Below are 13287 nucleotides of genomic sequence, written 5' to 3' on the forward strand. Positions count from 1 at the left end.
GAAACGTCTCTAGCATTCATGTGAACTAGAGGCGTTTTTATCTGGGAATAGATTAGAAATGAGGTATATATGAAGCCGTTTATTCTAAAATATTGGAGGAATATATGTAGCTATATCATAATAATAATAATAATAATAATAATTGGGATTATATTTATTAATAACTCTTTTTTTATTTTAATGGGCTAAAATAATTCTATTAACTATTCACGTTTTATAAAATAAATCATATATTGATAGCATAGGACAAGCAGAAACGCTTGTTCTAACCTCACAGAACACTCCTTATCACGGTTAAGCATCTACATAGGTAGATGCTTTTTTTATGTTGATGACTGAAAATTATTTATCAACATAATGTAGCAAGCATATTAGGACTATTAGGGGAAGATTACTTGTACAAATAACAGTATGCTTAATTAAAACAGTGAAATGTAAGGAGTGAGGAATAAGTGCTAAATATTTTAGTGGTTAATTTTCCAGCAGAAGGACATGTAAACCCTACATTAAATTTAGTAAAAGCCTTTACTGAACGAGGGGATCACGTACATTATATTACAACGGCAAACTTTAAGGATAGAATTGAAGATTTAGGAGCTACTGTACATACTCATCCGGATCTATTAAAGGAGATTTCTATTGATGCTGAAAGCTTATCTGGGTTAAATGCTTTCTTTCATGTGCATGTTCAAACTTCTTTATATATATTAGAAATTACGAAACAATTATGTGAAAGCATAAATTTTGATTTCGTAATTTATGATATATTTGGTGCGGGAGAGTTAGTAAAGGAGTATTTACAAGTTCCAGGTGTAGTTTCCTCACCTATATTTTTAATTCCTTCAGAGTTTTTGAAGACATTACCTTTTCATCCAAATGCAGATATGCTATTCCAACCAGAGGAAATCTCTGAAAAATTACTAAATCAGATGGAACATAAATTTGGAGTAAAACCAAAGAATAATCTTCAATTTATGAATAATAAGGGTGATGTTTGTCTCGTATACACAAGTCGTTATTTCCAACCTAATAGCGAATCGTTCGGAGAAAATAACATTTTTATTGGACCGAGTATTTCAAAGCGTAAAACAAATATAAAGTTTCCACTGGAATCACTTAAAGAGAAGAAAGTTATTTACATTTCAATGGGAACACTGCTTGAAGGACTCGAACCATTCTTTAATACTTGTATTGATACTTTTTCAGATTTTGATGGGATAGTCGTAATGGCAATTGGTGATAGAAATGATATTTCAAAAATAAAGCAAGCGCCAGATAATTTTATAATTGCTCCATACGTACCTCAATCAGAAATATTAAGTGAAGCAGATGTTTTTATTACACATGGCGGTATGAATAGCGTACACGATGCCATTCATTATAATGTCCCATTTGTAATAATACCGCATGATAAAGATCAGCCTATGATAGCGCAAAGATTAACTGAACTGGAAGCAGCACATAGACTATTGAAAGAACATGTTAATGTGCACACTTTAAAAGAGGCCGTAACAGATGTTCTTTCAAATGAAAAGTATAAACATGGTATAAGAAAACTTAATGATAGCTTTATAGAATGTGGTGGTTCAAAAGAAGCAATTATAGTTATTGAATCTCTTTTAAATAAAGTAAAACTTTAATCGGTTGAGGTTTTTACTGCCCGCAAAAAGCAGGATAAATAGTCGTAACTGTATACAAGCATAGAGGTTTTCACCTTTATGCTTGTATATTCTTATCCAGCAAATTGCACAGCAGTATTTGCATGTAAAAAAGCAGTATCAAAAACGGGAACAGCAAGATCATTTTGGGAGATGAGTAAAGGTATTTCAGTGCAGCCTAATAATATGCCTTCAGCGCCGTTTTGAATTAATGATTTTGTAATTTGTAATAGCTTTTCTTTAGATGTTTTTGAAATGATCCCTCTACTTAATTCATCTAATATGACATGATGGATAAAAGTTCTTTCCTCGTCATTTGGGATAATTGTCTCAATGTTATATTTCGCTAATCGTGATTTATAGAAATCTTGCTCCATCGTTTGTTTTGTTCCTAATAGTCCGATACGTTTTATATTCTGTTCTACCATTTCTTTAGCACTTACATCACCAATGTGAAGAAGCGGGATAGATATTGCTTGTTCTACCTCCTCGGCAAATAGATGTACGGTATTTGAACACATTAATAAACATTCAGCCCCAGATTTTTCAACTTTCTTTGCAACTGTAACTAGTTCATTTTTCACTTCTTCATATTGATGGTTTTGTAATAAAGTAGTTACTTCTCCAAAGTCCATACTATATAAAACTAACTTTGCATTTTGATCGTATTGAGAGAGTGTAAGTGTATTAATATGTTTATAGTATAATGATGTAGATTCCCAACTTAATCCTCCAATCAAACCAATAACTTTCATAATGCATTCCTCCCGAAACGATTTTGAATTTATTATTTCATAATTCCGATAAGAATACAATGATTTAAATGCACTGTTTAATAAAAAATAAAAATAGTAAGAAAAGTATTGAAATTTACATTTTTTAGTGCCATAATACGAATTACAAATTAATACTTATCCAGAGAGGTGGAGGGAACGGCCCTAAGAAACCTCAGCAACCCCTATGCAATTTTATAGGAAGGTGCTAATTCCGCAGAGGACACGATGTGTTTTTTGAAAGATAAGAGGATTCTTGAACGTGAAAGAAAATGACCTCTTATGTAAGAGGTCATTTTTTTGTTGTATAGAAAGGGAGTGTCGATGCATAATTCATTTTTAAATTAAATATAGAGTAATAAAAGTTAACTAATATGAGAGGAGAATTGTCATGAACAAATTATCAACAAAGTTAGTAGTAGCAATCGGTATTGGAGCAGCATTATACGGGATATTAGGACTTTGGGGATTTTCTATTGCACCGAATACATTTATTAAACCAGCATTAGCTATATTAACTGTTTTTGGAGCATTATTTGGTCCAGTGGCAGGACTGTTAATCGGACTTATCGGTCATACCGTAACAGATACGATTGCTGGCTGGGGTATTTGGTGGGGCTGGGTTATTAGTTCAGGTATTATTGGTTTTTCAATGGGTCTTATTCAAAAAAGAGTTGGTTTTAGTGTGAAAAACGGGTCGTTTAACAAGGGGGATATTTCTTATTTAGCAATTACTGGGCTAGTTGGTATTGTCATTGCTATTATATTTGCTGGGGCATTCGATATTATTGTGATGGGAGAACCATTTGACAAAATTGTTATACAAGTATTAGGAGCGACAATTTCCGATGTTATCGTTTTCTTAGTACTTGGATTGCCACTTACAATTGGCCTGGCAAAATCCAATAAGAAACATACACATTTAAAAATTGAAAAGTAGGGATGTTAACATGCAACCAATTATTTCGTTTGAACAATTCACCTTTCAATACGGGCATGCTGCGCAGCCTACTTTAAGTGATATTACCTTTCATATATACCCTGGGGAAAAAGTGCTAATTGCTGGACGAAGTGGTTCAGGAAAGTCGACATTAGCTCATTGTATCAATGGGCTAATTCCATTTTCTTATGAAGGGATTAGTACAGGTAACGTATTAATTGCCGGTAAAGACCCGAGGGAAGGAAGTATTTTTGAGCAAAGTAAACAGGTAGGAACCATTTTGCAAGATCAAGATGCTCAATTTATTGGTCTGACAGTAGAAGAAGATGTAGCTTTTTATTTAGAAAATGAATGTGTAAATCAAGATGACATGAAAAAAATTGTTTCGGACTCATTAAGAAAGGTGAAGATGCATACGTTTCATAAACAAAGTCCACATGAATTATCAGGAGGTCAAAAGCAAACAGTTTCTCTTGCTGGTTTATTAACAACAAATGCGGATATATTATTGTTCGATGAACCGTTAGCGAACTTAGATCCGCTAAGCGCCTTACATACGATAGAACTTATGAAAGATATACATGAGCAATATAATAAAACGATTGTTATTATCGAGCATAGGATAGAAGAAATTTTAAAGCTGGATTTAGACAAAGTTATATTAATTGATGAAGGTAAAGTCATTGCAATAGGAACACCAAAAGAAATCTTAGCGTCAAATATATTACCATGTATTGGCTTAAGAGAGCCTATTTACATTGAAGCATTAAAGAGATTACATTTTGATCGTAATAATGACGTAATATATCCAATGGAAAACCTTCAAAAGGAAAAGGTAAGCAACGTTATAAAAGAGTGGATGGAGAAACAAGTCATATTAAAAGGGAATGCTAAAAACAAGGAATTACTTAAAGTGGAGAATTTATCATTTTCATACCCTAATAAACAAAAAGTATTAGAAAATGTAAACCTTTCAATATATGAAGGAGAAATTGTGGCACTGTTAGGACATAATGGAGCAGGGAAATCAACATTAGCTCATAGTCTTATAGGCATAAACAAAATGAAAAATGGGAAAATCTTGTTAAAAGGTGAAGATATTAGTTCTTGGTCTATTCGTAAACGTGGGGAAATCATATCTTACGTGATGCAAAATCCAAATCATATGATTACACAGCCTACTGTTTTTGAAGAAGTTTCATTTACATTAACATTACATAATTTTTCTAAGGAAGAAATTAAGAATAAAGTAGAAGGAACTTTAAAAATTTGTGGTTTATATCCATTTCGTAATTGGCCAATTCAAGCACTGAGCTATGGACAAAAAAAGAGATTAACAATCGCGTCTGTATTAACAACAAATCCTAAGCTTATCATATTAGATGAACCGACAGCGGGACAAGATTATTATCATTATAAACAATTTATGTTGTTTATTAAAAAACTAGCTAAAAAGGGAATCTCATTTGTTTTTATCACTCACGATATGAATCTCGCACTAGAATATGCAGACCGTGCAGTAGTTCTACATGAAGGGAAAATTATTGCGGATAATACAGTGTCTAATGTATTTGGCGATCAAGAAACGTTACAAAGAGCCAACTTAAGAGAGAGTTCTTTAATCAAGCTTGTTAAATTTAGTGGGATTGTATGTCCAGAAAAATTTATGGAGCTTTATTTAGACAGTAATAGGAGGGAGGAAGGTGCATAGTACATATTTTTATCGTATGGATGGGGTAGTGAAATTGTTTTTATTTATTTTTTGTATGACGATTACTTTTTTGTTTTTTGATTTTAGGTTGTTGCTAATTTTATTTATTATTGGGTGTATCGGACTTGGAATTGCTAAAATTCCATTTCGTAAAATTTTAATTATTTTTAGTTTCATATTTACATTTAGTTTATTAAACTCTGTCATGATTTTATTTATTACACCAACTCATGGATCTGAATTAACTGAATCATATACTTCATTTTTGCATATTGGATATGCAAAAATTACATATGAAACATTATTTTATGCAGCTACACTTTCATTAAAGTATTTTACGTTATTACCATTTACACTTCTTTTTATTTACACGACAGATCCAAGTGAATTTGTAAGTAGTTTAAGTAAACTTGGTATTCATTATAAGATTACATATGCAATAAATATTGCACTGCGTTATATTCCTGACATCCAGTCTGAGTATAAAATTATTAAACACGCGCAAGAAGCGAGAGGAGTGGCTTTTGAAAAAGGAGAAGCAAGTTTATGGGTTCGTATGAAGAACCGTGTTTTAATTTTCTGGCCACTAATCATTCATTCTCTAGAAAGAATAGATACGGTTTCAAATGCAATGGATTTAAGAGGATTTGGAAAGAAGGATAAACGTACATGGTTTTATACAAGTAAGGCGAAACGTAAAGATTTCATCGCTTTATTTGCCGGTGTTTTCATATTCATTGTTGCCGTATATTTAAAATTAAACGTATTTCAAAACTTTTGGTATCCATTTTAAAGCACTCTTTAAACGAGTGCTTTTACTTATTTTTATGTAGACATGCTCAAAAAAGGGATATACACATAATGTATAATACGAACCAGTTAAAATGATCAACTACCTATTAGTTTTCAAACCAAAAGGAGGAGAAAATATGAGTTACGGTGGTTCTTGTGGTTTTGGTGGAGGTTTCGCTTTATTAGTTGTGTTATTCATTCTATTAATAATTGTAGGATGCAGCTGCTGGGGCGGAGGATACTAATTTTTAATTAGTCTTCACAAATGTAAACTAAAAAAACATTGAAGATACTTATGTATCGAAACAAATAAAAAAGGAGCGACTATGCTCCTTTTTTATTTGTTTTAATGCGTATTCTTACTATATTTCGGGAACGTAATCGTTAAAGTCGTTCCTTTACTAACGATACTTCGGATTTTTAAACTTCCATGCATCGTTTCAATAATCTTAACAGCAACCATCGTACCTAAACCGGTTCCTTTTGTTTTTGTACTAAAATACGGTTCACCGAATCGATGTATTTGCTCCTGTGACATTCCAACTCCGCTATCTTCAATTCGTATTTCAACTTTACTATTATTGATAGATGAGGAAATATTTAAGGTACCACCATTAGGCATTGCTTCAATGCTGTTTTTTATTAAGTTTAAAAAACATTGTTGAAAGTGCTGTTTATTACCAACAATGACTGCCTCAGAAAAATCCTGTGTAATATGTATCGTATTCATATTACACAATGGAAATATCATATTAATAACTCGATTTAACTCTTGTTTTACTGAAATTTGATCTGATTTTTCTGGAGCAGGTTTGGCAAACGTTAAGTAATCATCGATAATTTCTTGGGCACGATTTAACTCTTCAAGTATATGTTTAATATATTCGTCTCTTGATTCAGGAGTTAAATTTGGTGTTTTTAAAAGCTGTGTAAATCCTTTTACAACCGTTAAAGGATTCCTTACTTCGTGCGATATACTTGCAGCGAGTTGGCTAACAATCTCCATTTTTTCCATTTTAATTAATTTTGAGCGCATTAATACAGCATCTTTTATAACTTCATTTATATAAACAATAAATAACATCAAAGTAGTCGGTAATACCATGAAATAAATAATATACAAATTATTCACTTCAAAATCTGATAAAGTTAATACAGTTAAAGTTGTAAATATTGCTAGGAAAAAGGTTAAAAACATGGAAAAAGCTACTTTAAGTTTTCTATTATATGTATTAAATTTTGAAGATGCGAGTGCTGTAACGATGAACATTGTTCCGTAAACAACAACTGTCAGCATGTTAAAGCCATAAAATAAAAATCTTGTAATTAATAAAATTGTAAACAATATGATACCGACAGGGAATCCACCATAAAGCGTACCTATTATGACCGGAATTTGTCTTAAATCATGAATACAACTTTCATCCATATAGATAGGGTATCGCATACATAAAATAAGCGGGATACTAGAACAAAGGGTAATCAGTAGTATTTTATATTTCTTTAAATAGTGCCGGCTATCATATATGAAATAAAAAACAAATATACTACATAAAATGTATAGAAGATTATTTAATACGTTTTGATTAATATAAACAAAGTCCATAATATTTGCCTCGTTATTCTGAATTTACTTAACATATGTATTATACATGATAACATGTGTTAAGGTGAATAAACCTTGTTAATACAAGATTTGTTTGGCTTTTTGTTATAAAATGCAAACATTCTGCAAACGTTAGCTATCCAAAGGTACTTTTACCAAAATTTTTTACTCCTTCTTCCTGCATGTTCGGTAAAACATGAGAATAAATCCTAAGAGTTAATGAAATGTCTGTATGACCTAATCTCTCACTGATAATTTTAGGGTTAACTCCTTGTTTCAATATTATAGTTGCGTGTGTATGTCTTAAATCATGAATTTTAATTTTTTCACTACTGCATTTTTTATTTCTTTATAAAACTTTCCCTGAAAGCATTTCTGTATAAACCCCCACCCGATTTATTACAATTAATTAAATCTAAATCTTGATAAGCAGAACCCATTCGTAATAAGAAACGTTTGGATGAAATTCTAAATAAATATAAAAACACTAAAGGAGAGTAAGGTATGAAAAAACAGGTATTGCAAGAAAAGTGGACGAGCTAGGTCGTGTAGTAATTCCGGTAAGGGTTTATTTGGGAAGTGGCTGTAAAACTGATGTTGGCAGTACATGCGGTAGTAAAAGGGAGATGGACATATTTGATTTTTGATTATATCTCATAAATACCTCCTTTTAAAAATTGAATATTAAGTAATTTCCGATAAATTATTAGTAACTGAGTTTGTAGGTATATGTTTAATGTGAAATGTTTTTTCCTTCAAAGTATATGCCAATAAAATAGAGGTGTTCATATGGGATATATAATCAATACTTGGTTGTTAGGAGGATGTTGTAATCATAGGAAAGGAAATGAAGGTACAAAGTTTATAGACAAGCGATTGTATTTTAAAAAAGCGTTCTTGTAATAAAATTTAAAGTTTATTAAAAAGAAGGAATGAAGGAAGATGTAAAAGATTTTGAAAGGTCCATAAAAAAAGAATTCAGTAAAACTCTGAATTCTTCTACACGTATTTTTATTTGTTAATCCATTTAGAAATAATAGGATAATGAAAGTCTTTTTCTTGTAGCACATATAAAATTCCTTTTATAGGTCCAAAAATTAACAAGAGAAACAGTATTAGATATAAAGGAGCTACCCCGAAAATAAAAAAAGCGTTATTTGAAGCCAAGTCGAAATTAGATAAAGATAGCATTAAGATTCTTATTATAAAAAGATTCCAAATCACTGTGATTATCCAAATGAATAGTTGGTAAAAAACAGCTTCAAAGATATTTTTTCGAATGTTTTGTGATTTGCATACAAAATAGAAAACCAAAGGTATATAAAAAATTGTGACACTAAAGAAAATAAGAATAAAAAAAGATAATAATGTAAGAAAATGCATAATTAATTTTATGTTCTTTTCTTGAGTTAGGATCATTAAGGTCCTCCTATATTTATGAGATTTGTTGTGGCTATTAAAATATGTACTGTTGGTAATTATAACATGAAAATGGATTGTAATAGAATAATGCATTAAAAAGAACAAGTAATAAATTAAACAAAAGCTTTATTTTATTATAGATAAATAGGTGACTCAGCAATTGTGCTAGCCGAGTCACCTAGTACTATGGAACCAAATAATGTTCTTTTTCTATATGTAGTTATGTGGAGTTCTTAGAGGCTAGCCCAATAGACAGTTAAGGGATAAATAAAATCATTTTAGAGAGTTTTACATTTTATTATGTTAATGCTACAACAGCAAGAGTTAAGCCCAACGTATTTAATGTATTAGAATATGGTCCTACATTAACAGTAAGAGTACTTGTTATACCTGGAGGTGTAGTGAAAATGGCGGGTGCTGATACAGAAGTGAATCCTGCAGTATATCCTAGAGAAGTACCTGAGCCAATGATTGGATTATTATTCAGATACATAGTTATACCTGCCGAATTACCTCCTGGTTGAATAATAACTTGCACTTCATAGATTGCCAAATAGGTTCTTCCACCTTCAAGTAAAACAGTTGTTGGTGGTGTGAATGAGATTGCCCTACCATTAGAATTTACCACGGTATCTAGTGGAATCGCAGAGTTTACAGAAACTATTGATGGGGTAGTTTGAACAACATTTAAACTGTTAGCCGTGGGAGATGGACAAGAACAAGGGTTGTGAATATTAGAGTTGTTATCATTTTGGTAATTCACAAATAATCAAGCTCCTTTGCGTAAGATAATTTTTTATCTTATATAAAACGTAGCCTTTTTGTATCTAAGTTATTTTTAATAAGTTTTTAAAGATAAGTCGAATATTGTTGGTCAGTCGACTTTTGAAATTATTTGAAACTCTAGGATTTCAAAGTGCGTTTGATAAATATATATGAATGTTTTTTAAGGACATTACTGTAAGTTAGGAAACATAATAAAATAGTTATTTTAATAAAAAACGGGAAAATGAGGGGAGAAAAAGAAAAAGAACCCTTTATATAAAGGATTCTTCTGGTGATTTAATATATCAATTACATTCGTGGTAATATTCATCACATGAATCGTTATTATCGTTACAGCATATACAAAATGTTTTTTGAACAAATAAACTAACTACACTAGTAGAACCTTCCTGCTTTGTAAGAGTAAGACTTTGAAAATCTTCAACTTGAAATATTTTTGTTTGAACAGGTTGTAATGTAGTAGTAATTGGTACGCTAGATCTTCTTGTTAGAATAGTTACTTGAACGGGTGCACTCATACCGACAACGAATAACTGAATTAATGTTTTATTATGATTGTTTGTAAAATCCTCAAATACAGTTTGTGGAGCGGTGGTTTCAAGGAAAACTGACACAGGTATATTTCCATTTGCATTTTCTGCAGAACCAGCTATCGTATGAGTTTCAATAAAACATTTATTTTTTTGATTGTTGGAATGTGATTGGTTTTTATAATATTTTTTACCATCTTTATAAAAGTAATCAGCCATATGAATTTAAAGCTCCCTTCTTTTAGATATCTATATAGTCTATTTAATAAAGTGAAGTAGTGCTTGTACAACATAATAAAATCCGCCCTCGTAATTACCTAAAAATGTTATTTGGAAATTAAAGAGCGCCATTCAAGGCGCTCTCGGATAAATATTAATATTGAAAAAGAATACCACATTATATTTTATGCATGTTCTTAATAAATGTGCAGTTTTTTAGCAAAATCCTTATTTGAAAACAAGAAGCCCTAGAGTTAGGGCTCTAGGGCTTTTTGTTTTGGTATTCCCACATGGTTTTTCAAAAAGAATAGAACATATTGAAGATAACATGTGAATGTTTCATAAATGTATCAAAAAAGTGAATAAAATTGCTATTGCAGAAGAAGCAGAAATGAAGTTTCTAATACGTAAGTACGTGAAAGGTATTATTTCCAGTGGATAAAATGCGCATGGGACACCTAATCATTATTTTATTGGGGGAAAAGAATATGTTATGAACTTGGTTGAATGAAAAAATGAAAATTTTACTTTTAGAGTGAAACTAAACAAAAACGCTATTTTATTAGAAAAGGAGAATGAAAATGGTGGTCCAGTTAGTTCACGAACAAACATATAAAAGTCAGTATGATTTAGAAAATGCAGTAGAAAAATTCTACGATAGTCTCCCAGAAGAATTCGGAATGTTAGAGGACGAGGATATCAAGAAATTCGATCATATAAGCGGAGTATTTGAGGCGACGGCCGTAATGGAGAATGGTTTGAAATTGAAGATAGAAATATTCTTTGCGGATGATGCAGACGAAGATGAATCATGGGTTTGTAAAGCTTATCAAGTAGCTAAATAAAAACTTCATTTGAAAGGAAAGTGATCAGGGTGGAAGTTCAATATGATGCGCAGGGCCGAATGAAGTACCATCCGAATCCTAAGAAGCCGTATACAACGAAAGAATTAGCCTACATATGTAAGTATTATGGATTCGGAAAGGTGAAGGGAAGCGCTTTAGCATTAGGAAGAACGGAATCAATGATAAGGCAGCTAGTAAATACTCTCCGGAAGAATGGAATGTTTGAAAAATATAAAACTATGGGTGAGTAATTAAAATAAAATTTTCATTTTATAGAAATAAAAACCCTAGTTTCCTAGGGTAATGGTATAACAGCCAAATATATTTTATTCGTTTATATCGTAACTTAATATTACGTTAAAAACATCAGGTAAATGAAACCAATTGTAGAAAATAAGAGCGGTTAGCAAAAGCTAACTGCTCATCTCCAAGGGGGAACAAGGAGAAAATCTAATGTCATATATAGTATTGAAGTAATATTTAGTTTTATTCGTGAAGAATTACGTTTAACTTAATGCATAACCAACGATTAAAGTTAGTGTTAAAAACACTGATAATAACAATGTTAGCAGAACTGTTACTATGCTTCTAAGCATTGCTATCCAATTACCTGTTTTAGAGAATCCTTTAATACCAGCAAAAAAAGTTCCTATTGAAAAAATGAGTATAAAAAATAAAGGGTGAAAATAAACTATATTTATAAACGACGCATTCATTTCAGGTGTGCATACTTCAAGATATACAAGAAAAAAAGCAATGCAAACGAATGAAAAAATAAAAGACCATAAATTTATATTATGCTTCATAGGTTGCTCCTTTGTTATCAAAATATTTCTATTAAATTTTAATGGGAAATATAAGAAAAAGATAGTGGTTATAAATTGGAATAAATTTTTTAACAAAATAATCCTTTTGTTTAAAGAAAAATAAGCTACCAAGTTACATTTATTAGAAATATTTTCTGAGGTATTCTTAAGAAGATGGGAATAGAAAGAATATCTTCGAGAGGAAAGGGATTAATTTATGTTAGGAAATTGGTTGGATAAATTAAAAGAACCTAAATGTATACATAGATATAAACTTATTAATAGTCATGACAATGAAGATTTTAAAACTGGTAAGATGGGAATAGTTAGTTATTTTAAATGTGAAAAGTGTGGGAAAGAGAAGGAAATCAGCAAATATACTAATGATGTTAATAGTGACTATTGGGATATTTAAAACAACATTCGAATATCGTCCAGCTAGAAAACTAGAGGACACCAATTCATTAAAGCAGCAATTAAGGCTGTTTTACGAATGGGTGTCCTTTTTATTTTGAAAAGGGAGATGGGGTAATGGAGGGGTTAAAAAATCAGTTACATGAATGGAAAAGAAATCCAAGCAAGAAAAGAAGAAAAAACCCAAAGAGAAATTAAGTACTCGTGAAATTGAGGATTTAATGGGGATGCATAGACCTTGTTATGAACGAAGACGTGGAGCAATAAGACAAAAGTAATCTAAAAATAAAAAGGAGCGGTCTTATATGACTAAACAATTATCTTTCTTACCAAAAATTGATAGAACAGCGACACAAGAGGAATTAGAAGGCGCGTTGGAAAGTGTACGTATACATAGGAAATGTGAAAATTAGAAACAGATTCTTTCTTGTAGTAGAAATTGAAGTGGAAGTTGGAAATGTAGCCATAGAGGAATTTGTTTTTATTCGAATATCTGAGCAAGAAGCTAGAACATTGTTAGCAGGGGGTATTCAACGTTGTACTATTTCTAATTGTATTCCTAGGTCTCATGATGATTTAGAAGTAGAATTCATTTGTGTTTTAATCGTGGGTGGGGAAGCATTTGCGGTTTTTGATGTAGAAGACGATGTTGATGAAGCTGTACTTGTTCCAATTTCATTAAGAGAAGCCGAGCGTTTAATCTGTAGAGGAGCAAGACGATGTACAGTTATTAATAGATAAGAGTAAGCCTTTCGGGAGCTAAAGAGGTTTCATTTTGTGTGGTT

General features: G+C 31.3%; 15 protein-coding genes, 2 pseudogenes and 1 riboswitch. Of the genes and pseudogenes, 10 read left to right on the forward strand and 7 right to left on the reverse strand.

Annotation, left to right across the window (positions count from 1 at the left end):
- Positions 1-452 precede the first annotated feature (452 nt).
- Positions 453-1640, forward strand: coding sequence for a macrolide family glycosyltransferase (locus C4S65_RS11785; protein ID WP_000932140.1), 1188 nt, complete (start codon positions 453-455; stop codon positions 1638-1640).
- Between the two features lie 92 nt (positions 1641-1732).
- Here the strand turns inward: C4S65_RS11785 and C4S65_RS11790 are convergent, their stop codons facing one another.
- Positions 1733-2413 (reverse strand): aspartate/glutamate racemase family protein, encoded by a 681-nt coding sequence (locus C4S65_RS11790; RefSeq protein WP_000864395.1) that lies wholly within the window; start codon positions 2411-2413, stop codon positions 1733-1735.
- Between the two features lie 153 nt (positions 2414-2566).
- A riboswitch (SAM riboswitch) is annotated at positions 2567-2682 on the forward strand.
- A gap of 140 nt (positions 2683-2822) precedes the next feature.
- On the opposite strand from C4S65_RS11790, the gene C4S65_RS11795 reads away from it, so the two are divergent.
- From C4S65_RS11795 to C4S65_RS11810, 4 genes are all read left to right on the forward strand, one after another.
- On the forward strand, positions 2823-3371 hold the full coding sequence (locus C4S65_RS11795; protein ID WP_001038210.1) for an ECF-type riboflavin transporter substrate-binding protein: 549 nt from the start codon (positions 2823-2825) through the stop codon (positions 3369-3371).
- A gap of 10 nt (positions 3372-3381) precedes the next feature.
- Positions 3382-5082, forward strand: a complete 1701-nt coding sequence (locus tag C4S65_RS11800) for an ABC transporter ATP-binding protein (protein ID WP_061665846.1) — start codon at positions 3382-3384, stop codon at positions 5080-5082.
- Positions 5075-5875, forward strand: a complete 801-nt coding sequence (locus C4S65_RS11805; protein WP_086406217.1) for an energy-coupling factor transporter transmembrane component T — start codon at positions 5075-5077, stop codon at positions 5873-5875. Before C4S65_RS11800 ends, C4S65_RS11805 begins: the two co-directional genes overlap by 8 nt.
- 136 nt (positions 5876-6011) lie before the next feature.
- On the forward strand, positions 6012-6119 hold the full coding sequence (locus C4S65_RS11810) for a YjcZ family sporulation protein (RefSeq protein WP_000120182.1): 108 nt from the start codon (positions 6012-6014) through the stop codon (positions 6117-6119).
- 101 nt (positions 6120-6220) lie between these two features.
- Here the strand turns inward: C4S65_RS11810 and C4S65_RS11815 are convergent, their stop codons facing one another.
- From C4S65_RS11815 to C4S65_RS11835, 5 genes and pseudogenes are all read right to left on the reverse strand, one after another.
- Entirely contained in the window at positions 6221-7480 is a 1260-nt protein-coding gene (locus C4S65_RS11815) for a HAMP domain-containing sensor histidine kinase (RefSeq protein ID WP_103945236.1), read from the reverse strand.
- Positions 7481-7616: 136 nt separating this feature from the next.
- A pseudogene (locus C4S65_RS35675) lies at positions 7617-7926 on the reverse strand (tyrosine-type recombinase/integrase); the annotation flags it as partial.
- Positions 7927-8491: 565 nt separating this feature from the next.
- Complete coding sequence (locus C4S65_RS11825; protein WP_086406218.1) at positions 8492-8899, reverse strand: DUF4870 domain-containing protein; 408 nt, start codon at positions 8897-8899, stop codon at positions 8492-8494.
- Between the two features lie 301 nt (positions 8900-9200).
- Positions 9201-9665 (reverse strand): hypothetical protein, encoded by a 465-nt coding sequence (locus tag C4S65_RS11830; RefSeq protein WP_086406219.1) that lies wholly within the window; start codon positions 9663-9665, stop codon positions 9201-9203.
- 307 nt (positions 9666-9972) lie between these two features.
- Positions 9973-10437 carry a hypothetical protein gene (locus tag C4S65_RS11835; RefSeq protein ID WP_061665842.1) on the reverse strand — a complete coding sequence of 155 codons (465 nt, stop codon included), beginning with the start codon at positions 10435-10437 and terminating at the stop codon, positions 9973-9975.
- A 581-nt stretch (positions 10438-11018) separates the two neighbouring features.
- Between C4S65_RS11835 and C4S65_RS11840 the strand changes: the two genes are divergently transcribed.
- Both C4S65_RS11840 and C4S65_RS11845 read left to right on the forward strand, forming a co-directional pair.
- Positions 11019-11282, forward strand: a complete 264-nt coding sequence (locus C4S65_RS11840; protein ID WP_086406220.1) for a hypothetical protein — start codon at positions 11019-11021, stop codon at positions 11280-11282.
- A gap of 29 nt (positions 11283-11311) precedes the next feature.
- Entirely contained in the window at positions 11312-11533 is a 222-nt protein-coding gene (locus C4S65_RS11845; protein WP_086406221.1) for a DNA-entry nuclease, read from the forward strand.
- A gap of 255 nt (positions 11534-11788) precedes the next feature.
- Here C4S65_RS11845 and C4S65_RS11850 read toward each other — a convergent pair whose 3' ends face one another.
- On the reverse strand, positions 11789-12088 hold the full coding sequence (locus tag C4S65_RS11850) for a hypothetical protein (RefSeq protein ID WP_061666074.1): 300 nt from the start codon (positions 12086-12088) through the stop codon (positions 11789-11791).
- A 217-nt stretch (positions 12089-12305) separates the two neighbouring features.
- On the opposite strand from C4S65_RS11850, the gene C4S65_RS11855 reads away from it, so the two are divergent.
- The 3 genes and pseudogenes from C4S65_RS11855 to C4S65_RS11865 all read left to right on the forward strand — a co-directional run bounded on the left by C4S65_RS11855 (position 12306) and on the right by C4S65_RS11865 (position 13243).
- On the forward strand, positions 12306-12503 hold the full coding sequence (locus tag C4S65_RS11855) for a hypothetical protein (protein ID WP_086406222.1): 198 nt from the start codon (positions 12306-12308) through the stop codon (positions 12501-12503).
- Positions 12504-12807: 304 nt separating this feature from the next.
- A pseudogene (locus C4S65_RS35170) lies at positions 12808-12903 on the forward strand (transcriptional regulator); the annotation flags it as partial.
- On the forward strand, positions 12884-13243 hold the full coding sequence (locus C4S65_RS11865; RefSeq protein ID WP_086406223.1) for a hypothetical protein: 360 nt from the start codon (positions 12884-12886) through the stop codon (positions 13241-13243). The pseudogene C4S65_RS35170 and the gene C4S65_RS11865, both read left to right, overlap by 20 nt.
- Positions 13244-13287 lie beyond the last annotated feature (44 nt).

The organism is Bacillus sp. ok061, assembly GCF_900108285.1.
Taxonomy (GTDB): Bacteria; Bacillota; Bacilli; order Bacillales; family Bacillaceae_G; genus Bacillus_A; species Bacillus_A thuringiensis_S.

What these genes read in the sequence shown, in the direction of transcription:
- C4S65_RS11840 (WP_086406220.1), top strand. Translation starts at nt 11,019, where the DNA reads ATGGTGGTCCAGTTAGTTCACGAACAAACATATAAAAGTCAGTATGAT.
- C4S65_RS11855 (WP_086406222.1), top strand. Translation starts at nt 12,306, where the DNA reads ATGTTAGGAAATTGGTTGGATAAATTAAAAGAACCTAAATGTATACAT.
- C4S65_RS11850 (WP_061666074.1), bottom strand. Translation starts at nt 12,088, where the DNA reads ATGAAGCATAATATAAATTTATGGTCTTTTATTTTTTCATTCGTTTGC.
- C4S65_RS11815 (WP_103945236.1), bottom strand. Translation starts at nt 7,480, where the DNA reads ATGGACTTTGTTTATATTAATCAAAACGTATTAAATAATCTTCTATAC.
- C4S65_RS11825 (WP_086406218.1), bottom strand. Translation starts at nt 8,899, where the DNA reads ATGATCCTAACTCAAGAAAAGAACATAAAATTAATTATGCATTTTCTT.
- C4S65_RS11810 (WP_000120182.1), top strand. Translation starts at nt 6,012, where the DNA reads ATGAGTTACGGTGGTTCTTGTGGTTTTGGTGGAGGTTTCGCTTTATTA.
- C4S65_RS11790 (WP_000864395.1), bottom strand. Translation starts at nt 2,413, where the DNA reads ATGAAAGTTATTGGTTTGATTGGAGGATTAAGTTGGGAATCTACATCA.
- C4S65_RS11800 (WP_061665846.1), top strand. Translation starts at nt 3,382, where the DNA reads ATGCAACCAATTATTTCGTTTGAACAATTCACCTTTCAATACGGGCAT.
- C4S65_RS11795 (WP_001038210.1), top strand. Translation starts at nt 2,823, where the DNA reads ATGAACAAATTATCAACAAAGTTAGTAGTAGCAATCGGTATTGGAGCA.
- C4S65_RS11835 (WP_061665842.1), bottom strand. Translation starts at nt 10,437, where the DNA reads ATGGCTGATTACTTTTATAAAGATGGTAAAAAATATTATAAAAACCAA.